Below are 22,356 nucleotides of genomic sequence, written 5' to 3' on the forward strand. Positions count from 1 at the left end.
CCACAATCAAGGTTAGTGGAACGCGCGTTACGAATGTGTTGCGGGGGCGGCTTCGGGTGTGGTGGCACGGGCGAGGTCGATCGCGAGGTCGACCAGCGCGAGGTCGGCACCGGCCGGTCCGACGAGGCACACCCCGACGGGGGCGTCGTCGACCCGGAGCGCCGGGATGCTGACGGCGGGCAGACCGCCGATGCCGGCGACCGACGTCATGCGGAGGGTCGCTCGACGGGTGACGAGCACGGCCGCGGTGTCGGCAGTCCGGTCCGGAGCGGGCCCCGGCACGGTGGGGAAGGCCAGGACTCCGTTCCCGACCACGCGGCGGAGCACGGTCCGGAGTTCCACGAGGCGGGCACGCGCTGCCGACTCCTGCTCGGCGGTGACGGCTGCCGCTGCGGCGAACCGCTCGGCGACGTCGGCTCCGAGGGCGCCCGGGTGTGCGGCGACCCAGTCGCCGTGGTTCCGGTGCGCCTCGGCGGCCTGGACGACCCGGAGCGTCTCGGCGAGGTCGTCCAGGTCCGGCAGCGCGACCGACTGCACCGGACAGCCGACCCGTTCGACCCAGGCGAGGAACGCGCTGCGGGTGTCGGGTTCGGCGGCATCGAGCAGCGCGTCGCTCAGGAGCAGCGGGCCACTCCGGAGCAGCGGTTCAGGCCGGAGCAGCGGGTCACTCCGGACCAGCGGGTCCTCGGCCTCGCGCTGGGGTTCCACGGGGTCGCCGAACGCGATGCCGGCGACCTGCCGGAGCAGCTCGGGGCCGCGCGTCAGCCATCCGACGGTGTCGAAGGTCTGCGCGAGGGGCAGCACGCTCTTCCGGGACACGGCGCCGTGCGTGGTCCGCAGTCCCCAGAGCCCCTGGTAGGACGCCGGGACCCGGAGGCTGCCCGCCGTGTCCGTGCCCAGACCGAGGTCTGCCTGCCCGAGTGCGACCGCCGAAGCCGACCCGGACGTCGAGCCGCCGCCGATCCGCCGAGGGGCCGATCCGTTCGGTGTCGTCCCGGAGTGGGCGTTCCGGCCGGCGAGGGCGTAGGCGAACTCGTCGCTCCGGGCGAGGCCGGTGACTTCGGCTCCGGCGTCGAGGAGCATCGCGACCGCGGGAGCGTGTTCGTCCTCCATGTCCGCCTCGGCCTGCCAGGTCGGGTTGCCCGCACCGATGACCTGGCCGCGCACCGCGATGAGGTCCTTCACCGCCACGCGGACGCCGGCCAGCGGACCGGAGCCGGCGCCGGGAACCAGCGGGTCGCCGAGCACGCGCCAGACGGACCGGTCGAACGCCGGTGCGCGTCCGGTGACGTGCGCCGTCCGGATCCGCCAGGTACCGTCCGTCCGGCACCAGAGCTGCGTCTGCAGACCACGTCCACCGTCGAGGAACCGGGACTCCCCCACGACCAGCACGGCATCCGGACCGAGGACCTGCACGTCCACGCCGATCAGGACCCGACGGGCGACGCCACCGCGGGCGGACCGGAAGGCACTGATCTGCTCGTGTCCGCGGAGCAGTCCGGCACCGTCACCACGGAGCGTGTCCGGCCCCGGTTCGAACAGCGCGTCGAGCACCGCGGTGTCGTCCCGCATCAGGGCGTCCTCGTACCGGTGGAACGCCGACTCGAGACCGGCGGGCCACGTCCCGGTCAGTCGCACGTCGCCACCGCGTCGAAGTCCGCCTTGCGGATGGTCGCGTGCGCTCCGCAGACGAGGTCGACGACCTGCGAGATGCGGAAGTCCGTCGCCGCGCTGAGGTACGCGTACGCCAGGTGCTCGTCGACACCCCACCGTGCGCGGAGCAGCGTGATGGCCGCTCGGACGCACCGCCGTACGGCTTCGTCCAGGTCGGCGTCCATGCCCGTTGGCACCAGGAACTCGGTGGTCTCGGCGACCGGACCGACCAGGGCACCGAACCGTCGGAGCGCGGTGGCGCGCGGCACGACGTCGAGGCGCAGGGTCAGGCGGAGCGAGGCCTCCATCGCGGTGAGGGCGACCTCGCCGTCCCCCTGGGCGAAGTGCGGGTCGCCGACGTACACACCGGCGCCCGGCACCTGGACGGGCAGGTGCAGGGTCGAACCCGCGGTCAGCAGCGCGATGTCGATGTTCCCGCCGTGCGGCCCCGGCGGGACGGAGTGCGGTCGGACGTCGCTGTCGACGGTGACGCCGAGGATGCCGGGGAACGGCCGGAGCGGGAAGGTCACCACGCGGGGACCGCCGTCCACCACCGGCAGGCGTCCGTGGTCGACGCCGTCGCGCGTGACGACGTCGGCGAACACCGAGACCGGGTCCGCACCACGCGGGAGCTCCCCCGGCAGCGCACCACGGCCGTGCCGGTTCGAGATCACCCCGTAGGGCACGCGAGGCAGCGCCGCCAGGATCGACACCGACAAGACGTCGCCCGGTTCGGCCCCGGCGACGGCGATCGGTCGCGACACCACGTGCGGGCCGTCGGCGTCGTCGTTGCGGAGGTCCCGCACGATGTCGATCGCGTCCGCCAGCACGCCGCCCGGATCGACGCCGTGTCGCCCGAAGAACGCCACCGGGTCGGAGCCCTGGTCGGGCAGCAGGCCCTCGTGGCTGACGGTGTCGATGGTCACGACCGAGCCGGGCGCGACGGTGCGGACGGCGGCGTCGTGGCGACTCGGCAACCGTCCCCAGAGGACGTCGTCCGGCGTCGAGCCGAGGTGCACGTCGGCGGCGGTACGCGTTTCAGCCACGGTCGACCAGCTCTCCGGCGACGAGGTCGACCGTCGTGGTGCCGTCGGTGGTGCCGGTGATGCGCTGCCCACGCAACCATGTCTGCGTCACCCGGCCGCGGACCTGTAGCCCGTCGAACGCGGACACCCGGTTCCGGTGCGCCAGCGCGTCGACGTCGATCGTGGCCTGGGCGTCGGGGTCGAACACGGCGAAGTGCGCCAGCGCCCCCGGCACGATCCGGCCGCGGTCGGCGAACCCGGCGAGCGCCGCCGGCCCGGTCGTCACGGCGGGCAGGAGGGCGTCGAGGGGCAGTCCGCGACGCGCGGCCTCGGTCCACAGCGCACGGAACCCGACCTGCAGGCCGGCGATGCCGCCCCACGCGAGCCCCCAGTCGTCGACCTTCAGGTCGGCGGTCGAGGGCGAGTGGTCCGAGACGACCATGTCGATCGTGCCGTCGAGCAGCCCGGCCCAGAGGGCGTCGCGGTTGGCGTCGTCGCGGATCGGCGGGCAGCACTTGTACGCCGTGGCACCGTCGGGGATCGACCCGGACTCGAAGGCCAGGTAGTGCGGGCACGTCTCGACGGTGAGGCGGACGCCGTCGTCCTTCGCGGCGCGGATCATCGGGAGCGCACCGGCGTCGGAGAGGTGGAGGACGTGCACCCGGGCACCGGTCTCCCGCGCACCGTCGATCACGCGGGCGATGGCGGACCGCTCGGCCTGGACGGGTCGGGTGTCGAGGAAGTCCTGGTACCGGACCCCCAGTGCGTCGTGGTCGACGAGGTGGTCCGGGTCTTCGGCGTGGACGATGAGGAGCGCGTCGAGTGCGGCGACCTCGGCGATCGCGGCACGCAGCTGCGTCGGGTCGAGGTGCGGGAACTCGTCGACGCCGGACGGCGCGGTGAAGCACTTGAAACCGAAGACCCCGGCGGCGTGCAGGTCGGCGAGGGCACCCGCGTTGTCGGGGACGGCTCCGCCCCAGAACCCGACGTCGACCGCGACGCGTCCGGTGGCACTCGCGCGCTTGACCTGCAGCGAGGGGACGTCGACGGTGGCCGGGATCGAGTTGAGCGGCATGTCGATGATCGTCGTCACCCCGCCGAGCGCCGCCGCACGGGTGGCGGATGCGAAGCCCTCCCACTCGGTACGTCCGGGCTCGTTCACGTGGACGTGGGTGTCGACGAGTCCGGGCAGCAGGACGTGGGCGTCAGGGACGGTCTCGTCACGGTCGGCGACGACGTCGGCGTCGATCGGCTCGACGGACGCCACCCGTCCGTCGCGGACCACGACGGCGGCGGGCCGGAAGGCGCCGTCGACCCAGGTCCGGTGGGCACGCAGGACGAGGTCGGCGGGCAGGACCGTGTCGGCGACGGCGGCCGTCTGGAGGTCCGTCATGCGTCCGCCCCGACCATCGCGCGGGCAGCGTCGAGCTCGAAGGAGGCGAGCACCCCCGTGAACCGCTTGGGCGGCGGCGCGGCGTACTCGCCGTGCTTGCCGGTGGTCAGTCCGAGTCGGACGAGCGTCTCGGCCAGGAGGGTCGCGGCGCTGACCCCGTCGACGACCGGTGCACCGATCTCGTCGGACACTGAAGCGCAGAACTCGGCCATCCCGGCGCAGCCGAGCACCACGGCGTCGGCACCGTTCGCGATCACCCGACGGCACTCGTCGACGACGAGCTCGCGGGCGCCCGAGGACGGGTCGTCGAGCTGCAGCACGGGCACCTCGCACGCCCGGACCTCGGTCAGCAGGGACGCGCAGCCGTAGCGCTCGGCCAGTTCCCGCGCACGACCGGTCGTCCGCTCGAGCGTGGTCACGACGCCGAACCGCCGACCGAGCATCGCGGCGGTGCGGAACGCCCCTTCGGCGATGCCGATCACCGGGCCACGGGCGATCTCCCGCGCAGCGTCGATCCCCGGATCACCGAAGCAGGCGACGACGGTGGCGTCCACGCCAGCCTGCTCCCCCGCCAGCACCTGTTCGAGGAGCCCCGGCACGGCCAGCGCTTCCTCGTAGTGGCTCTCGATCGACGCCGGACCCATGCTGGGCTGCACGGCTTCGATGACCGTTCCCGGTCCGGCGACCGCGGCCGCGGCACGACCGATGGCCGCCGTCATCGACGCGGTGGTGTTGGGGTTGACGACGCGGATGCGCATCGGGGTCCTTCCGGTGGAGCGGGTGGAGCGTGGGTGGTGACGATCCTGGCGGGGTGGTGGCGGGCCTCCCGGCTGTCCACAGGGGCACCTGCCGGAGTCGGTGCGGCGGTGCCCCTGTGGAGGAGATGTCCCCCGGTCAGGCGCGACCGAGGGCGGCGCCGTCGTCGACCGTCGGGTCGTCGGCGTCGAGCAGCGGCATGGCCGGCGACCGGCGTTCGAGCGCCCAGAAGACGACGAGCCCGAGACCGCAGCCGATGAACCAGCTGTAGCTGCTCAGCCACGGGACGACCCCGAGCGCCGGCGGCAGCACGGCGCTGGCGACCGACACCGCCCCGGTGGTGACGAGGGTCCAGATCGCGTTCGGGTTGAAGCCCTTCCGGTACCAGTACCGACCGGCCGGGTCCTTCGAGTACATGTCGTCGACGGCGACCCGCTGCTTGCCGACGATGTAGTAGCCGGCGATCAGGATGCCGAAGAGCGGGCCGATCAGTGCCCCGAGCACACCGAGTGTGTAGAGGATCGCCTGGTCGTTGCCGTACCAGTTCCACGGGGTGAGCAGCACGGAGCCGACCGCGGCGATCATCCCGCCCATCCGCCAGCTGATCCGGCGGGGTGCGACGTTCGAGAAGTCGAACGCGGGGCTGATGAAGTTCGCGACGATGTTGATGCCGACCGTGGCCGTGACGAACGTCAGTCCGCCGAGCAGGATCGCGAACGGGGCGCCGATCGCCTGGACGGTCTCGATCGGGTCGGTGATGAGCTTGCCGAACACCGGCACGGTTGCGCTGGCGCAGAGCACGGTGAGGATCGAGAAGAACAGGAAGTTGATCGGCAGTCCGAGCAGGTTGCCGCGCTTCACGGCGGCGAAGGACTTGCCGTACCGCGAGAAGTCGCCGAAGTTGAGCATCGGACCGGAGAAGTAGCTGACGACCAGGGCGATCGCCGACAGCATCACCGGGATGCTCGCGCCGAAGGACATCGGGGCGCCGACCGAGAGCGTCAGCGAGATGTTGCCGATGCCGGCGGTGGCGACGAGGTACACCGCGAGCGCGATCATCACGACGTACACGGCGGGACCGGCCCAGTCGATGAACTTCCGGATCGCGTCCATGCCCATCCAGAACAGGGCGCCCTGCGCGACCCAGAGCACGGCGTACGAGATCCAGCCGAGCGCGTTCAGCCCGAGGAACGACGGCTCGAGGAGTGCGGCCGCCCCGGGGATGAACTTGAGGAACACGATGTTCAGCGACTGCGCGGCCAGGAAGGTCTGCACGCCGTACCAGGCCATCGCGATGAGCCCGCGGATGATGGCGGGGACGTTCGCGCCGAGGACGCCGAAGACCGCGCGGTTGATCACCGGGTACGGCACACCGGTGCGCTGGGAGGGCTTGGCGACGAGGTTCGCGAAGACCTGCACGATGAGGATGCCGACGACCAGGGCGACGAGCACCTGCCAGCTGGCGATACCGAGGGCGAAGAGCGACCCGGCGGTGACGTAGCCGCCGACCGAGTGCACGTCGGACATCCAGAACGCGAAGACGTTGTAGCTGGTCCAGGTCTGCTTCCGCAGCGGGGCGAGGTCCTCGTTGGTGAGGGCCGGGTCGTACCCGGGCTTGATCAGACCGGCACCCGCGGGGGCGGCCGGCGTGAGGGGGGCGTGGGGCGCTGCGACGGGTGCCGCGACTTCTGTTGCCATGACGTCCTCCGGAAGGGAGAGAGGGTGAGGTCGGCGTCTGCCTGGGCACGAAGCTACGGACCCCGGTCGCGCCGCCCGTTTCCCCCGTGTGACGACCGTGTGACATCACACCCGTCTTGGAACGATCGTTCCGAGATGGGCGTGGGACTTGCTGCAGAACACCGGTGTTCGTCAGTCGAACCGCGCATGGGCGCGGCGTTTCCGACGAACACCGGTGTTTTGCCGGGGTGCCGCCCGGCGCGCCCCCGCCCGGCGCGGCCACGCGGGCGGCGAGCCGACGGACGGGAGGCTGTCGGCAGGATGACGAGGAGGGGTGCGATCTCCGCCTCCAGGGGGAGGCGGCCGCATCCGCGGCCCCCGTACCGTGGGCGGCGATGATCGAAGTACAGCACCTCTCCAAGCGCTACGGCCCCAAGCTCGCGGTCGACGACGTCTCGTTCGTCGTGCACCCCGGCAGCGTCACCGGCTTCCTCGGCCCGAACGGCGCCGGCAAGTCGACCACCATGCGCATGATCATGGGGCTCGACCAGCCGACCTCCGGCACGGCGACCGTCAACGGCCGGCCGTACCAGAGCTTCCGCGACCCGCTCCGGCAGGTCGGCGCACTGCTCGAGGCGAAGGCGGTGCACTCCGGTCGGAGCGCGTACAACCACCTCCTCGCACTCGCGGCGACGCACGGCATCCCGAAGCAGCGGGTGCACGAGGTCATGGACATGACCGGCATCGAGTCCGTCGCCCGCAAGCGCGTCGGCGGCTTCTCGCTCGGCATGGGCCAGCGACTCGGCATCGCCGCGGCGCTGCTCGGCGACCCGCAGACCCTGATCCTCGACGAGCCGGTCAACGGCCTCGACCCGGACGGTGTCCTCTGGGTCCGACAGCTCGCCCGCCGGATGGCCGGTGAGGGCCGCACCGTGTTCCTCTCGAGCCACCTCATGAGCGAGATGGCCCAGACCGCCGACCGCGTCGTCGTGCTCGGTCGCGGCAAGGTGCTCGCCGACGCCCCGATCGCGGAGTTCGTCGCCGGCGCCGGGGGTCCCTCCGGGCAGGTCAACCTTGCCCGCGTGGTCGTCCGCACCCCGATGCCCGACCAGCTCTTCACTGCGATCGGCCCGAACGCGACGGTCACCCCGCGTGACGACGGCTCGTTCCTGGTCGTCGGCCCGGACGCCCCGACCGTCGGCGACATCGCCGCCCGCGCCGGGGTCGTCCTGCACGAACTCACCCCGACCGGCGCGAGCCTGGAAGAGGCCTACATGGCCCTCACCCGCGACGACGTCGAGTACCGATCGGAGGGAGCCCGATGAGTGCCCCGCAGAAGACCGACCAGCCGACCACCCAGCAGCACCGCCACCGTGGGGACCTGTCCTCGCGCGACGTGCACCTCGGCTACACCCGACTGGTCCGCAGCGAGTGGATCAAGTTCCGGAGCATCCGGTCGACGTTCTGGTGCTACGCCGTCATCGCCGTCCTGACCCTCGGTCTCGCGGTCCTGCTCGGGTCCGTCTCGGAGCCGTCCGGCGCCGAGCAGACCGCGGTCGGCGCGAACGCCACGATCGTCAGCATCAACACCGTCAGCGTCTACCTGACCGCCCTGGTCGTCGGCGTGCTCGGCGTGCTCATCATCACCGGCGAGTACGCCACCGGACAGATCCGGTCGACCTTCACCGCCGACCCGGGCCGGACCGGCGTGCTGCTCGCGAAGGCGACCGTGCTCGCGGTCACCACCTTCGTCGTCAGCGCGGTGGCCAACTGGATCGGCGTCGCGATCTCGACGGCGCTGCAGGCCGGCAAGGGCCTGGAGCCCGACCTGGCCGACCCGTCCGTCTGGATGCCGATCGTCGGTGCGTCGATCGACGTCACCCTGCTGGCACTCCTGGCGTTCGGCATCGGCCTGCTGGTCCGCTCGTCGGCCGGCGGCATCGCGATCACCCTCGGCATCCTGCTCGTGCTGCCGGTCGTCATCAGCCTGGTCGCCGGGCTGGCGAACCTGGACTGGCTGAACGACGTCACGAAGTTCCTGCCCGACGCGGCCGGCGCGAACCTGTACCAGTTCGACTCGGGTGCCCCGGCGCCGAAGGGCCTCACGCTCAACGGCTGGAGCGGCGGCGGCGTGCTGCTGGCCGAGGTCCTCGTCGTGAACGCCTTCGCGATGATGGTGGCCAAGCGCCGCGACGTCTGACTCAGACGGTACGAGCCGCACCCCCAACACCACCAGCACGACCCGCAGCACCAGCACGACCCGCACCACCAACACGGGAGGCCCGTGGCGACTCTGCCACGGGCCTCCCGTCGTCTCGACCAGACAACATGAACGGTCACACTGGCCGAGTCGGCACCTGTCCCGCCCGGAGCATCGCCCGCTCCAGCAGCTCGACGTCGATCCCCACGTGCTGCCGCGCGATCCGCCCCGCCTCGGCGACCCGCCCGGCACAGACCGCGTCGACCAGTTCCTCGTGGTCCCGCATCGCCCGGGCCTCCATCGCCGCCATCCCGTCGACGCTCCCCCACAGGTGCGCCGGCGCCGCGATCGAGATCTGCGACTCGAGCGACGCCAGGGTGCTCCGCAGTGCGTCGTTCTGCGCCGCATCGATGATGCTGCGGTGCAGGACCGCGTCGGCCTGCTGCTTCGCGAAGCCGGAGGTCGCGGTGCGGAAGGCCTCGAGCCGTTCCCGGAGCCCGGCCGCCTGGTCCGCGGTGATCCGTTCGGCTGCGGCGGCCGCGAGCGCCCCGTGCAGGATCGCGATGGCGTCGGCAGTGTCCTGGATCCCCGCCCACCGTGCCAGCAGGGTGCGGCCGACCGAGTCGGAGGCGGCACCGGCCTCCTGGTCGCGGACGAACGTCCCGCCACCGCGTCCCCGTCGGGTCTCGAGCAGACCGCGGTCGACGAGCCGGGCGAGGGCTCCGCGGACGGTGACGCGGGCGACCCCGAGCAGTCCGGCGAGCTCGCGTTCGGGTGGCAGCCGGGAGCCGGGCAGGTACTCACCGACGGCGACGGCGGTCACGAGCCGGTCCTCGACCTCGTCCACCCGGGTCTCCGTCGCGCGATCCGTCACCGGCACCCCTTCCACCGTCCAGCCTGCCCCCGGAGGGCCGGGCGTCCTGTTACGGCCACGTTAAACGAGTGGAAAAGGTCTTGCCTGGGACCTTTCGCCGGGCCATGCTCACCCCATGTCCCGCATCACCGAGAGCACGATGCCGTTCCAGGACGGCGAGACCTGGTACCGGATCACGGAACCCGACCACCCCGTCGCCGGTGCGCTGCCCCTCGTGGTCCTGCACGGCGGACCGGGGATGGCGCACGACTACGTCCGGAACCTCGAGGCCTTCGCCGACGAGACCGGTCGCACCGTCGTCCACCACGACCAGTTCGGCTGCGGCCGGAGCAGCCACCGCCCGGACGCCCCCGCCGACCTGTGGCAGCCGCAGCTGTTCGTCGACGAGTACCTGGCGCTGGTCGCGCGCCTGGGCCTCGGCGAGCACCACGTCCTGGGCCAGTCGTGGGGCGGGATGCTCGGCGCCGAGATCGCGGTCCGTCGTCCGGGCGGCATCGCGAGCCTGTCGATCTGCAACTCCCCCGCCTCGATGCAGCTCTGGGTCGAGGGGGCCGCCGAGCTCCGCGCCCAGCTGCCCGCCGAGGTGCAGGACGCTCTGACCCGGCACGAGGACGCCGGCACGGTCGAGGACCCCGAGTACGTGGCCGCGACGCAGGTCTTCTACGAACGCCACGTCTGCCGGGTGGTGCCGATGCCCGCCGACTTCGTCGCGTCCGAGGAGCAGATGGAGGCCGAGCCGACGGTCTACCACACCATGAACGGGCCGAACGAGTTCCACGTCATCGGCTCGCTGCGCGACTGGTCGGTGATCGACCGCCTGCACCGGGTGGACGTGCCGACGTTCGTCGTCGCCGGCGAGCACGACGAAGCCACCCCCGCCACCTGGCAGCCGTTCGTGGAGCAGATCCCGGACGCCCGCCAGCACGTCTTCCCCGGCGCCAGCCACTGCACGCACCTGGAGCAGCCGGAGGAGTTCCGCCGCGTGGTCGGCGCGTTCCTCGCCGACCACGACACCCAGCCCACCGGCTGACCCCGCAGCACCCGGAACCACCCACCCGGCCACGCACCGGACGCCAGGCACGTCACCGACCCGTGACGCGCCTCCCGTCCGGACACCCCACCCCTGCACCGTCCCTCCTCCCCGAAACGGAACCGACATGTCGCAGCAGCACAGCGAGCTCTCCGCACAGCAGCAGCTCGAGGCCTACGGCTACAAGCAGGAGCTGAAACGCTCCGTCTCCACCACCGACCTGCTCGTCTACGGGCTGGTCTTCATGGTGCCGATCGCCCCGTGGGCGATCTTCGGCACCGTCTACAACGCGTCCTCCGGCATGGTGCCGCTGGTCTACCTGGTCGGCCTCGTCGCGATGATCTTCACCGCCCTGGCGTACGCGCAGATGGCGAAGTCGATCCCCCTCGCCGGCAGTGTCTTCTCGTACGTCGGCCGTGGCATCCACCCGACGGCGGGCTTCTTCGCCGGCTGGGCGATCCTGCTCGACTACCTGCTCGTCCCGACGCTGCTCTACGTGTTCGCGGCCGAGAGCATGGTCGGCATCTTCCCGGGCACCCCGCGGTGGCTGTGGGCGCTGGTGTTCGTGGCGATCAACACCGTCATCAACCTGGCCGGGGTGTCGTCCCTGAAGCTGGCGAACCGGATCTTCCTGCTCATCGAGCTGGTGTTCGTGGTGATCTTCGTCGTCATCGCGATCGTCGCCCTGACCGGCGGCACGGTGCCGGGGGCATCGTTCAGCACCGACCAGGTGTTCGACCCGGCGAAGGTGTCGGCGCCGCTGATCGCCTCGGCACTGTCGATCGCGGTGCTGAGCTTCCTGGGCTTCGACGGCATCTCCACCCTGTCCGAGGAGTCCACCGGACGCCGCGGTGGTGCCGGTCTCGCGATGATCCTGGCGCTCGTCATCGTCGCGTTCCTGTTCGTCGTGCAGACCTGGCTCGCCAGCGCCCTGGCCGCCGGACGCGACTCGTTCTCGGACAGCGAGGCGGGCAACGCGTTCTTCACGATCGTCCAGCAGGCGTCGTCGAGCGGCTGGGCGACGGCGTTCTTCGCGGTCAACGTCCTGGCCGTGGGCATCGCGAACGCCATGGCAGCGCAGGCCGCGACGAGCCGCCTGCTGTTCTCGATGAGCCGCGACCGGCAGCTGCCCGCGTTCCTGCACAAGCTCAACGGCCGCCTGGTGCCGCAGAACGCGATCCTGGTCGTCTCGGTCCTGTCCGCGATCCTGGTGCTGTTCTTCGTCGGGCAGATCGACACGATCTCGTCGCTGGTGAACTTCGGCGCCCTGTTCGGCTTCATGCTGCTGCACGTGTCGGTGTTCGTGCACCACATGGTCAAGGGGAAGTCGCGGAACTGGCTGCTGCACCTGGTCGTGCCGCTGATCGGGTTCCTGATCATCGGGTACGTGCTGCTCAACGCCGCGGTCGAGGCGAAGGTCGGTGGCATCATCTGGCTCATCGTCGGCGCCGGCGTCTTCCTCTACTACCGCTCCACCGGCCGTTCCACCGAGGTCGGTTCCGAGGAGCCGGGCACGCTCGGCGAAGGCGACCCGACCGGCGCCCCCGCCGGCTCGACCGCCGCCCCGCTCTCGACGGACAAGGACCCGCGATGACCCCCGACCACCACCTGCCGAACACGCTCGGCCGCCCCGGCTACACCGCCGACCGCGAGCCGGTACTGACCATCGCCCCGGGCACCGGCGAGACGATCGGCTTCGAGACGACCGACGCCGTCTACGCCGAACTCGACGACCACCACGACATGGCGCAGCTGCAGGCACCGATCAACCCGGTCACCGGCCCGGTGTACGTCGAGGGCGCGGAGCCGGGCGACACCCTCGCGGTGACGATCCACGACATCCAGCTGACGACGCACGGCTGGTCGGTCTCGCTGCCCGGCTCCGGCGCCCTGCAGCACGTGATGGGCGACCGGGTCTTCACCCGCCGCTGCCCGATCGAGGACGGCGTCGTGCGGGTGTCCGACCGGCACACGTTCCCGGTCCGGCCGATGATCGGCTGCATCGGGACCGCTCCGGCCGAGGGCGAGAACTCCACGATCATGCCCGCGTACGCCGAGGGCGGGAACATGGACGTCACCGAGGCCCGCCCCGGCTCGACGGTCTACCTGCCGGTCCGGGTGCCGGGAGCGCTGCTGTCGATCGGCGACATCCACGCGATCATGGCCGAGGGCGAGTCCTCGTTCGTCGCGATCGAGGCGCAGGGCACCGCGATCGTCTCCGTCGACGTCGTCAAGGGCGGACCCACCCTGCGGGCACCGCGCATCGAGACCGACGACGAGTGGCTGTTCGTCGGCCTGGGCGAACCGGTGCAGGAGAGCATCCGCCGCGGGTACGAGGACGCCTTCGCGTTCCTCGTCGACGACCACGGCTGGTCGGCCGACGACGCCTACGCCGTGCTCAGCGCGGTCGGCGACTCGAAGCTCGGCGGGCCGACCGGGTCCGGCGCTCCGGACCCGTTGCACCCGTTCGACGCGGTCGGTGCGGTGACCCTGCACCGGGTCCCGAAGGCGGTGCTGACCGCAGGGGTCTGACCGGACGCCGTGCCGGACGGGAGGCCCGGATCACGTGACCGACGTCGGTCACGCGATCCGGGCCTCCCGTCCGTCGATCACGCCCAGCGCGCCGCACCTTGCGTCAGGACGCGTGCGCCCCGAGCAGCGTGCCGGCGCCGTAGGTGGCGGCGAGGGCGAGCGCTCCGCCGAGCACGACGCGGATCGTCGCCCGGCCCCGGGGTGCCCCGCCGAGGGTCGCGCCGGTGGTGCCGGTGACGGCGAGCGCGATGAGGACGGCGACGACGGTGACCAGGATCTGGCTCGACGCCGGAGCGAGGAGCATCGCGAGGAACGGCAGCGCGGCACCGACGGTGAAGGTCGCGGCGGAGACCCAGGCCGCGCGCCAGGGGCTGACGACCTCGTCCTCGGCGTCGCGGAGGGCTGCGGCGGCCCGGCGGTCGCGGACCTCGGGACGGACGAGTTCGGCGGCGACGGTCTCGGCGACGTCGTCCGAGACCCCGAGCCCGCGGTAGTGCGCGGCGATGGTGGCCTGGTCCTCGGACTCGGCTTCGAGCTGCGCCTGGTGGGCGGCCTGCCCGGTGCGCTGGGCGTCACGCGCACCGCTGACGGAGACGTACTCGCCGAGCGCCATCGACACCGCACCACCGACGAGGGCGGCGGTGCCGGCAGCCAGGACCGGCCCGGCCGCAGCGCCGGTGCCGGCGACGCCGACCAGGACTGCTGCGACGGAGACGATGCCGTCGTTCGCGCCGAGGAGGCCGGCGCGCAACCAGTTGAGGCGGGCGGCGCTCGTGGCGTCGTCGTGCTCGGTGGCGGGGAGCGCGAGGTCAGCTGCGGTGGACATGAGGAAAGGAAAGCACTTGTCAGCTGATCGCACCAGCAAGGGAAGGCTGCCCTGACCGGGGCTTTCGTGGTGAGGCAAGCCTTCCCTCAGCGCGGTTCCACGCGGAGGAGCACGATGGAGACCGCACCGATCCCGTTCCCCGAGGAGGACCATGTCCGCCGTCCCCGCCCGCACCGACCCCGTCCGCTACGTCGCCATCGGGGACAGCTTCTCCGAGGGCGTCGGCGACGACGGCGACGTCCCGTTCCCCGGCTGGGCCGGACGTCTGGCGGTCGGCCTGGCGAACCACCTGCCCGGCCCGGTGTCCTACGCGAACCTGGCGATCCGCGGCCGTCTGCTCGCCGGGGTCCTCGACGGCCAGCTCGACGCGGCCCTCGCCCTCGACCCGGCGCCGACGCTCATCACCTTCTGCGGCGGTGGCAACGACATGCTCCGCCCCGGCTACGACGTCGACGTGCTGCTCGGACGGCTGACCGAGGCCGCGGACGCCGTCGCCGCCCGCGGGATCCGCCTCGCACTCCTCAGCCCCGCCGACCCCAGCGCCCGGCTGCCCCTCGGCCGGATGATCAACGCCCGCGGGGACGCCTGGGCCGAGGCACTGACCGGGTTCAGCCGGGAGCGCGGGCTGCCGTTCGTCGACGTCTCGCGCGACGCACACCTCGGCCGCGCCGAGTTCTGGTCCGAGGACCGTCTGCACATGAACCCGCTCGGACACCAGCGGGTCGCGGACCTGGCCCTGCACGCGATCGCCGACGGTCCCCAGGCCGCCGTGCCCCGCGTGCCGGACGCGACGAGGACGTCGGTCGCCACGGAGCTCCGGTACTACCGCGACCACGTCGTCCCGTGGGTCCGGCGTCGGGTGACGGGTCGGTCCTCCGGGGACGGCCGGGTCGCCGGGCAGGGCGACTGGGCGCCGGTGATGCCGTCCCGACCGGGAGGCCCGGGGCGACTCACGTAGGCCGAGTCCGGGCCGGCAGGGCCCGGTTCAGACCACGTAGGTGCGCGTCGGACGGCCGCTCAGCGCGTGCGGGAACGGCTCGCCGACCGGCCGGAACCCCGCGCTGCGGTAGAGGCGGAGAGCCGGGGCGTTGTCCTCGAGCGCGTGCAGCATGCAGTGCTCGTGTCCGGCGGCCCGGGCGGCGTCCACCGCCGCGACGAGCAGCGCCCGGCCGAGGCCACTGCCCTGCGCCGTGGGATCCACGGCGAGCAGGCTCAGGTAGGCGGCGTCCGCACGGCCCGCTCCCCCGCCGGTCCCTGGTGCCGTGACGAGCGCGAACCCCCGCACCGTGCCGGCGTTCCCGGTGTCGTCCGCTCCGGGGGCGACGACGAGTGCGACCCGGTCGGCGGCGAACTTGGCGGCTGCCCGCACGCGGACGGCCGGGTCCTCGGCCAGGCCGTCGCGTGCTGCGACGGCAGCGGCCCAGAGGTCGATGCAGGCGCGGTCGATGCGGTCACGGTCCCCGGAGTCCCCGGGTTCCGCGACCCGCACGGCTGCCGTCGAATCGATCACCCGACCACCCTACGACCGGGCTGCTGCGCGTCAGGCCGAGGCCGCCGCGGACTCCCGCACCCGGAACGACGCACCGCGGTGCTCCTCGGGTAGACGGTCGCCGCGACCGAGCAGCTTGTTCCGGAGCGACCCCTCGCGGTAGCCCTCGGGGTAGGCGCCGCGGGCCCGGAGCTCGGGGATCACGAACTCGATGACGTCCTCCCACGTCCCCGGGGACACGGCGTAGGCCAGGTTGAAGCCGTCGACGTCCGTCTGCTCCTGGATGTCGACGAGCCGCTGGGCGATGGTCGCCCCGCTGCCGACCTCGACCGGGCCCAGGCCACCGATCGCCGTCTGCCGGGCGATGTCCCGCACCGTCCACGTCGTGCCGTCCTCCCCCGTCGCCGCGGACAGGTTCGCGGCCGCCGACTGGATCGCGTTCGACTCGATGTTGCCGAGCGGCTCGTCCAGGTCGTACTGCGACAGGTCGACGCCCATCCAGCCGGAGTTGAGGACGAGCGCGCCCTCCTCGGACGCGTAGGACAGGTAGTCGCGGTACTTCGCCTGCGCGAGCTCGTCGGTCTCGTCGGTGATCACGGTGAGCAGCGTGTAGACCTTAGCGGCGTACCGGTCGCGACCAGCAGCCTCCAGGGCGTCCCGGATCTTGCCGACCGTCACGGCGAGCTGCGGCAGGGTCGGGGCACCGACGAAGACGGCCTCGGCGTTCTCGGCGGCGAATCGGATCCCCCGCGGCGACGCACCGGCCTGGTAGATGACGGGCGAGCGCTGCACCGACGGCTCGGACAGGTGGATGCCGGGCACGTCGAAGTGCGTGCCGTGGTGCTCGATGGGGTGCACCTTCGCGGGGTCGGTGAAGACGCCGGTCTCGCGGTCCTCGATGACGGCGTCGTCCTCCCACGAGCCCTCCCACAGCTTGTAGAGGACCTCGAGGTACTCGTCGGCCACGTCGTACCGGTCGTCGTGGCTCAGCTGGTCGGTCTGGCCCATGTTCCGGGCGGCGCTCGGCAGGTACCCGGTGACGACGTTCCAGCCGACGCGGCCCTTCGTCAGGTGGTCGAGCGTCGAGATCCGTCGGGCGAACGGGTACGGGTGCTCGTAGGCGGTGCCCGCGGTGATGCCGAAGCCCAGGTGCTCGGTGACGGCGGCCATCGCGGACACGAGCAGGATCGGGTCGTTGACCGGCACCTGCGACCCGGTGCGCAGCGCTGCCTCGTTCGTGCCGCCGTAGACGTCGTACGTGCCCAGGACGTCAGCGATGAAGATGCCGTCGAACGCCCCGCGCTCGAGCGTCTTCGCCAGGTCGGTCCAGTACGACAGGTCGTTGTAGTGCCGGGAACGGTCGCGCGGGTGGCGCCACAGCCCGGAGGACTGGTGGGCGACGCAGTTCATGTCGAACGCGTTGAAGCGGATCTGCCGGGGTTCGCGGTTCGTGGTCACGACGCGACCGTACGACGGGGACCGTGCGTCCGTCACGGACCGTGACGCCACGTGACGCCGGGGTCGCCGGGCGCCGGGCGCGCCAGGGCGCCGGGGCGCCTGCGCCGCGCCCCGGCGTCACGCGTCATCCCAGCTCGACGCCCGTCGTCCCGGCCTCGTCCAGTACGGACCCCCCGACGTGCAGGGTGAACCGTCCGGCCTCGTACCGCCACGAACCGTCCCAGTGCGCGAACGCCCGGGCGGGGACCTCGATCGAGACCTCGGTGGACTCGCCCGCTCCGAGCCGGACCGGCGCGAAGCCCACCAACCACCGGACGGGACGGTCCACCTCGGACACCTCGCGCGAGGCGTAGACCTGCACGACGTGCTTGCCGGCGCGGGCCCCGGTGTTCGCGACCGTCGCCGTGACGATGACCGCATCCCCCTCCGACACCGTCGGCGTCGCGGTGACCCCGTCGATCGTCCAGGTCGTGTAGCCGAGTCCGTGCCCGAACGGGTACGCCGGCTCGGTGCCGGCGCGGAGCCACGCCCGGTAGCCGATGTGCACGCCCTCGTCGTACGACACCTTCCCGTCGACCGGCGTGACGTCGAGCACGGGGACGTCCGCCATCGCGACCGGCCAGGTGGTGGGCAGGCGTCCGCCGGGCTCCTGGGCGCCGGTGAGCACGTCGGCCAGGGCGTTGCCGTACTCCTGCCCGCCGAACCAGGTGAGCAGGACCGCGGCGACGTCGTTGCGCCACGGCATCTCGACCGGCGAACCGGCGTTCACGACGACGACCGTGTTCGGGTTCGCCGCGGCGACCGCACGGACCAGGTCGTCCTGGTGCCCTGGCAGTGCGAGCGACGAGCGGTCGTAGCCCTCGGACTCGACCTTGGAGTTCGTGCCGACGACCACCACGGCGATGTCGGCCGTGCGGGCGGCCTCGACCGCCGCGTCGATGAGCACCGACGGGTCCTCGTCGGACGGCTCGGTGCCGAACTGGTACGCCAGCACCCCGCCGAGCGTCTCGTCCTGGATGACGTCGTGCTCGATGCGGATCGCGAGCTGCTGCCCGGAGGTCACCGACACGGGCACCGAACGGGCCGGCGGGTTGAGGAAGGCCGCACCGAGCTGGTCGCCGTCGAACGGCACGTCCTCGTCGAGCACGAGCGCGCCGTCGATCCACATCCGCGACCGGCCGGCCGCACCGATGCCGATCCGCACGGTGCCGGTGGACTCCGCCGTGTACGTCGTGGTGATGTCGAGTCGGTCGGCCTCACGTGTCGGGGCGTCGCCGCCGAACCAGAACAGTGCGGTGGCGCCGCGGTCCTCGACGTACAGCTCCTCGCCGTCCTTGACGAAGGCGACCCGGGCGCCGGGCTCCCCCGTCGCCGGGTTCGTGATGGTGGACAGCGGGAACTCCGCGATGCCCTCCTGCACGACGGCGCCGATGGCGTGGTCGACCGTGGCGCCGGGGAACGCCGAGCGGATCCCGTCGAGCGGTGACACGACCTGGGACGGCACGACCGTGGCCGAGCCGCCGCCCTGCGTGCGGGCCTGGTCGGCGTTGTGCCCGATCACGGCGATGCGCGACACCGCGGAGGCGTCGAGCGGCAGCACGCCGGTGTTCCGCACCAGCACGGTGCCCTCGGCCTCGGCTTCGCGGACGAACGCGACGCCGTCCTCGACGTGCACCGGCTGCGCGGCGACGGGCTCGAAGCCCTCGAGGGCGCCGACCCGGGCGGCCAGGGTCAGGATGCGGCGGACCTTGCGGTCGATCGCCTCGATCGGGACGTCTCCGGACTGCACGGCGGCGAGGAGCGGGCCCTCGCTCCACCACGGGTTCGGGCCGGGCATCGCGACGTCCTGCGACGCCTTCGCGGAGTCGACCGAGCGAACACCGGTCCAGTCGGACACGACGATGCCGTCGAAGCCCCACTCGGAGCTCAACGGCGTCTCGAGCAGGTCGTTCTCCGACGCCGTCACGCCGTTGATCGCGTTGTACGACGACATGACGGCCCAGGCGTGCGCCTCGGTGACGGCCTTCTCGAACGCCAGCAGGTACAGCTCGCGCAGGGCCCGGTCGGAGACCTCGGTCGACGCGGTGAAGCGGTCGGTCTCGTAGTCGTTCGCGATGTAGTGCTTCGGCGTCGCGGCGACGCCGTTCTCCTGCACCCCCGCCACGTACGACGCGGCCAGGTCGCCGGTGAGCACCGGGTCCTCGCTGAACGCCTCGAAGTGCCGGCCGCCCAGGGGTGATCGGTGCAGGTTGATCGTCGGGCCGAGCACGACGTCGACGCCCTTGCGCCGAGCCTCCACCGCAGCCGCAGCGCCGTAGCGCTTCGCGATCGCGCGGTCCCACGACGCGCTCAGTGCGGTCGCCGACGGCAGGTTGAGGGACGGGTCACGCTCGTCCCAGACCTCGCCGCGGACCCCGGAGGGCCCGTCCGACATGAGGATCCGGCGCAGCCCGATCTTCTCGATCGGCCAGGTGGTCCAGAAGTCACGCCCGGTGAGCAGCTGCACCTTCTCCTCGGTGGTCAGCTCAGCGAGCAGCGCGTCGATGCGCTCCGCCGTCGGACTGGAGGCGGTGGTGGCGGTGTGCAGGTCGGTCACGGTGATCGGTCCCTTCGTCGAGAGCAGTGGAGAGCAGCAGGTCAGCGGACGCCGCGGATGCGCGAGACCGAGAAGATCCCGAGCAGCCCGATGACGGCGCCGGTGATGAAGAACCCGGAGTACCCGCCGGTGACGGCGATCACGCCGGGAGCGGCCGCCGGTACGAGCGACTGCGGGAGCGCCTGGGCGATGTTGACCACGCCGAGGTCCTTCGCGTTGTCCTGGTCGGACGGCAGCACGTCAGTGATCAGTGCGAGGTCGACCGCGTAGAAGACGCCCATGCCGGCACCCATCACGAACTCACCGACGAGGACCATGCCGAGTGACGGGGCGAGCGCGATGATCACGAGTCCGGCGATGCCGACGATGCCGGCGACCGCGACGAACAGCTTCCGCCGGCCGAGCCGATCGGAGAGCCACCCGGCCACGAGCGAGGTCAGGACGATCCCGATGACGTTCCAGAGCGTGCCCTGGAACACGGCGTTCGCCAGGTTCGTCTTGTCGACCCCGATGTCGTCCCGCAGGAAGTAGGTGAGGTAGCTGACCGCCGTGTACTGCGCCGCGACCATCATGAACCGCGTCAGCCACGCCCAGCCGAGGTCCGGGTGCTTCCGGGGGTTGAACACGAATGACCCGAACAGCTGCCCGATCCCGAGCTTCGACGTCGGCTTCGCAGCGAGCACGCGGTCCCGGAAGACCACCGCGTACAGCACGACCACGACCGAGCCGATCGCCCCGGGGACGATCATCTGCGACGCCGACGTCGAGAAGAGCTGCACCAGGAAGGTTCCGCCCACGAGTGCGAGGTTCTGCGCGAGCCCGAGCAGCGCCGCGACCCGACCGCGCTGCGATCGCGTGACGTGGTCCGGCAGGACGGCCGTCAGCGCCGCGATCGTGGCGTTGTAGGCGATCTGCGCCACGGCCCACCCGATCACGAGCACGACGGTGGAGGACGTCGTCGCGACGACCACGAGGGCTGCGAACCCGACCACCGTGCCACCGATGATCCACGGACGACGCATGCCGAGCCTCCCGGCAGTCCGGTCGCTGAAGCGACCCGCCAGGGGGTTGGCGACCATCGCGGCGAACGCGCCGATGCCGAGCGCCAGGCCGAGCACACCCGCCTGGTCATCCGGAGCGATCTCGGCGACCTTGAGGGCCATCGCGACGAGCACGGGCGGCAGCAGGGCGATGTACAGACCGAACATCGCGAGCGGCATGCCGATCGTGTACATGAGCGGGCTTCCACGTCCGACGGTGGGAGCCACCGCGGTCGGCGTGTCGGGGACGAGTCGTGCGTCGTTGGCCACGGCAACCTCTTCTCGGGAACGCCACCGCCATCGGTGACTCGCACGCCTCCGTCGGCGGCTGTCGCCACCGTAACACCAAAACCGACTGACACTAGGTTTTTGTCGGCAGTCCGAGCGGTACAGTCCTGCCATGGCACGACGAGGTTCGTACGCGAAGGGCATCGCGAAGCGCGAGGAGATCCTGACGGTCGCGCTGGACCTCGTCGCCTCGCAGGGTTTCCGACGGACGAGCATCAACGACATCGCCGCAGCCGTCGGGCTCACCCAGGCCGGCCTGCTGCACTACTTCGACTCGAAGGACGACCTGTGGGTCGAGATCCTCCGACGCCGCGACCAGCTCGACCTGGAGCACGACTGGCACGCCTCGGACCCCGCGGCGCTGCTCATCGCGATCGTCCGACACAACGTCGAGGTCCCCGGTCTCGTGCAGATGTTCGTCAACCTGTCCGCGGCGGCCGCCACCGACCCGGAACACCCGGCGCACGCCTACTTCCGGGAGCGCTACGAACGCAGCCGCCGTGACCTGTCCGCCGACTTCCGCACCATGCAGCAGGACGGCCTGCTCCGACCGGACGTCGACCCGGTCGAGCTGACGACCGTGCTGCTCGCGGTGTCCGACGGCATGCAGCTCCAGTGGCTCTTCGACCCGTCGTACGACATGGCGCGGCACGTCGAGCTGGTCGCGCGGCTCGCGATCGCGCAGGCGGTTCCTACCGGCTGAGGTCGGGCCGCCGATCGGGAGGCGCGGCCCGCGTCCGGCGGGACGGGGACGGGCGGCGCGCGACGCGGTCGATGATCTTGGACGCGTCCGACGTCTGATCGACGGCCGGTACGGTGCTGAGATGCTTCCCGCTCCCACCACGCGGCTCCGCTTCCGTGAGATGACCCCGGCGGACCTCGACGACATGGCCGACCTGCTCGGAGACCCGCGGGTCATGGAGTTCTACCCCGCAACGAAGAGTCGTGACGATGCGGCGCGATGGATCGCCTGGAACCAGGACAACTACGCCGCCCACGGTTTCGGACTCTGGATCATCGAGACCCACGCAGGGCAGTTCGTCGGTGACTGCGGGCTCACCTGGCAGGACGTCAACGGCGTCCCGATGCTCGAGGTCGGCTACCACGTGCGCGCGACGTTCCACGGGCAGGGCTACGCAACCGAGGCAGCGGCTGCCTGTCGGGACTTCGCTCGTGCGGCCCTCGACGCGACCGAACTCGTCGCGATCATCCATCCCGACAACACCGCCTCTGAGCGGGTCGCGCAGAAGATCGGGATGACGCGACGAGCGGACGACCACGGCGGGCCCATCGCCGTTCGTAGGGTGCTCGGGATGACGCTGTGAAGGCGTCCCGGTGGGCGATACGTGTGCGAAGGTCCCGCTCGCGGACGCAGTGCTGCATGGCACCGGGAGCCAGAACGGGGGTCCGGCGAACAGCGCGGAGCCGATGACGATTCTGGGACGCGACAGCACACTGCCGCGGGCAAGGCGTGTAGTTCGTTCGAGGAGTCATCGCCGGCGCGACAGGATGACGAGCG

General features: G+C 71.8%; 19 protein-coding genes. 8 read left to right on the forward strand and 11 right to left on the reverse strand.

Annotated elements, in window-relative coordinates; all coding sequences use genetic code 11:
• Positions 1-27: 27 nt before the first annotated feature.
• The 5 genes from DEI97_RS12390 to DEI97_RS12410 all read right to left on the reverse strand — a co-directional run bounded on the left by DEI97_RS12390 (position 28) and on the right by DEI97_RS12410 (position 6,525).
• On the reverse strand, positions 28-1,638 hold the full coding sequence (locus tag DEI97_RS12390; RefSeq protein ID WP_258376684.1) for an AtzH-like domain-containing protein: 1,611 nt from the start codon (positions 1,636-1,638) through the stop codon (positions 28-30).
• Entirely contained in the window at positions 1,629-2,699 is a 1,071-nt protein-coding gene (locus DEI97_RS12395; RefSeq protein ID WP_111074699.1) for an acetamidase/formamidase family protein, read from the reverse strand. The genes DEI97_RS12390 and DEI97_RS12395 overlap by 10 nt, the downstream gene beginning before the upstream one ends.
• Positions 2,692-4,071 carry an allantoinase AllB gene (allB, locus tag DEI97_RS12400; RefSeq protein WP_111074700.1) on the reverse strand — a complete coding sequence of 460 codons (1,380 nt, stop codon included), beginning with the start codon at positions 4,069-4,071 and terminating at the stop codon, positions 2,692-2,694. The genes DEI97_RS12395 and allB overlap by 8 nt, the downstream gene beginning before the upstream one ends.
• Positions 4,068-4,829 (reverse strand): aspartate/glutamate racemase family protein, encoded by a 762-nt coding sequence (locus DEI97_RS12405; protein WP_111074701.1) that lies wholly within the window; start codon positions 4,827-4,829, stop codon positions 4,068-4,070. The genes allB and DEI97_RS12405 overlap by 4 nt, the downstream gene beginning before the upstream one ends.
• A gap of 136 nt (positions 4,830-4,965) precedes the next feature.
• Positions 4,966-6,525 (reverse strand): NCS1 family nucleobase:cation symporter-1, encoded by a 1,560-nt coding sequence (locus tag DEI97_RS12410; RefSeq protein WP_111074702.1) that lies wholly within the window; start codon positions 6,523-6,525, stop codon positions 4,966-4,968.
• 374 nt (positions 6,526-6,899) lie between these two features.
• On the opposite strand from DEI97_RS12410, the gene DEI97_RS12415 reads away from it, so the two are divergent.
• A complete protein-coding gene (locus DEI97_RS12415) occupies positions 6,900-7,829 on the forward strand; it encodes an ABC transporter ATP-binding protein (RefSeq protein WP_111074703.1) in 930 nt (309 codons plus the stop codon).
• Positions 7,826-8,704 (forward strand): ABC transporter permease, encoded by an 879-nt coding sequence (locus DEI97_RS12420; RefSeq protein WP_111074704.1) that lies wholly within the window; start codon positions 7,826-7,828, stop codon positions 8,702-8,704. The genes DEI97_RS12415 and DEI97_RS12420 overlap by 4 nt, the downstream gene beginning before the upstream one ends.
• 136 nt (positions 8,705-8,840) lie before the next feature.
• Here DEI97_RS12420 and DEI97_RS12425 read toward each other — a convergent pair whose 3' ends face one another.
• Entirely contained in the window at positions 8,841-9,578 is a 738-nt protein-coding gene (locus tag DEI97_RS12425) for a FadR/GntR family transcriptional regulator (protein ID WP_111074812.1), read from the reverse strand.
• Between the two features lie 115 nt (positions 9,579-9,693).
• Between DEI97_RS12425 and DEI97_RS12430 the strand changes: the two genes are divergently transcribed.
• The 3 genes from DEI97_RS12430 (at position 9,694) to DEI97_RS12440 (ending at position 13,140) form a co-directional block, all read left to right on the forward strand.
• On the forward strand, positions 9,694-10,608 hold the full coding sequence (locus tag DEI97_RS12430; protein WP_111074705.1) for a proline iminopeptidase-family hydrolase: 915 nt from the start codon (positions 9,694-9,696) through the stop codon (positions 10,606-10,608).
• Between the two features lie 127 nt (positions 10,609-10,735).
• Positions 10,736-12,202, forward strand: coding sequence for an APC family permease (locus DEI97_RS12435; protein WP_258376685.1), 1,467 nt, complete (start codon positions 10,736-10,738; stop codon positions 12,200-12,202).
• The gene (locus DEI97_RS12440; protein WP_111074706.1) at positions 12,199-13,140 is read left to right on the forward strand and encodes an acetamidase/formamidase family protein; all 942 of its coding nucleotides are present in this window, start codon (positions 12,199-12,201) and stop codon (positions 13,138-13,140) included. Before DEI97_RS12435 ends, DEI97_RS12440 begins: the two co-directional genes overlap by 4 nt.
• Before the next feature lie 103 nt (positions 13,141-13,243).
• Here the strand turns inward: DEI97_RS12440 and DEI97_RS12445 are convergent, their stop codons facing one another.
• On the reverse strand, positions 13,244-13,966 hold the full coding sequence (locus DEI97_RS12445) for a VIT1/CCC1 transporter family protein (protein WP_111074707.1): 723 nt from the start codon (positions 13,964-13,966) through the stop codon (positions 13,244-13,246).
• 151 nt (positions 13,967-14,117) lie between these two features.
• Here DEI97_RS12445 and DEI97_RS12450 point away from each other — a divergent pair, with 151 nt between their 5' ends.
• On the forward strand, positions 14,118-14,924 hold the full coding sequence (locus DEI97_RS12450) for an SGNH/GDSL hydrolase family protein (protein WP_111074708.1): 807 nt from the start codon (positions 14,118-14,120) through the stop codon (positions 14,922-14,924).
• A gap of 27 nt (positions 14,925-14,951) precedes the next feature.
• Here DEI97_RS12450 and DEI97_RS12455 read toward each other — a convergent pair whose 3' ends face one another.
• From DEI97_RS12455 to DEI97_RS12470, 4 genes are all read right to left on the reverse strand, one after another.
• The gene (locus tag DEI97_RS12455) at positions 14,952-15,476 is read right to left on the reverse strand and encodes a GNAT family N-acetyltransferase (protein WP_111074709.1); all 525 of its coding nucleotides are present in this window, start codon (positions 15,474-15,476) and stop codon (positions 14,952-14,954) included.
• 30 nt (positions 15,477-15,506) lie between these two features.
• The gene (locus tag DEI97_RS12460; protein ID WP_258376686.1) at positions 15,507-16,913 is read right to left on the reverse strand and encodes an LLM class flavin-dependent oxidoreductase; all 1,407 of its coding nucleotides are present in this window, start codon (positions 16,911-16,913) and stop codon (positions 15,507-15,509) included.
• Positions 16,914-17,037: 124 nt separating this feature from the next.
• Positions 17,038-19,509 carry a glycoside hydrolase family 3 protein gene (locus DEI97_RS12465; protein ID WP_220039194.1) on the reverse strand — a complete coding sequence of 824 codons (2,472 nt, stop codon included), beginning with the start codon at positions 19,507-19,509 and terminating at the stop codon, positions 17,038-17,040.
• A 41-nt stretch (positions 19,510-19,550) separates the two neighbouring features.
• The gene (locus tag DEI97_RS12470; RefSeq protein WP_253463958.1) at positions 19,551-20,819 is read right to left on the reverse strand and encodes an MFS transporter; all 1,269 of its coding nucleotides are present in this window, start codon (positions 20,817-20,819) and stop codon (positions 19,551-19,553) included.
• A 130-nt stretch (positions 20,820-20,949) separates the two neighbouring features.
• On the opposite strand from DEI97_RS12470, the gene DEI97_RS12475 reads away from it, so the two are divergent.
• A complete protein-coding gene (locus DEI97_RS12475) occupies positions 20,950-21,540 on the forward strand; it encodes a TetR/AcrR family transcriptional regulator (protein ID WP_111074711.1) in 591 nt (196 codons plus the stop codon).
• 121 nt (positions 21,541-21,661) lie between these two features.
• Positions 21,662-22,162 carry a GNAT family N-acetyltransferase gene (locus tag DEI97_RS12480; RefSeq protein WP_111074712.1) on the forward strand — a complete coding sequence of 167 codons (501 nt, stop codon included), beginning with the start codon at positions 21,662-21,664 and terminating at the stop codon, positions 22,160-22,162.
• Positions 22,163-22,356 lie beyond the last annotated feature (194 nt).

It is taken from the genome of Curtobacterium sp. MCLR17_032 (genome assembly GCF_003234795.2).
In the GTDB taxonomy this organism is placed as follows: domain Bacteria; phylum Actinomycetota; class Actinomycetes; order Actinomycetales; family Microbacteriaceae; genus Curtobacterium.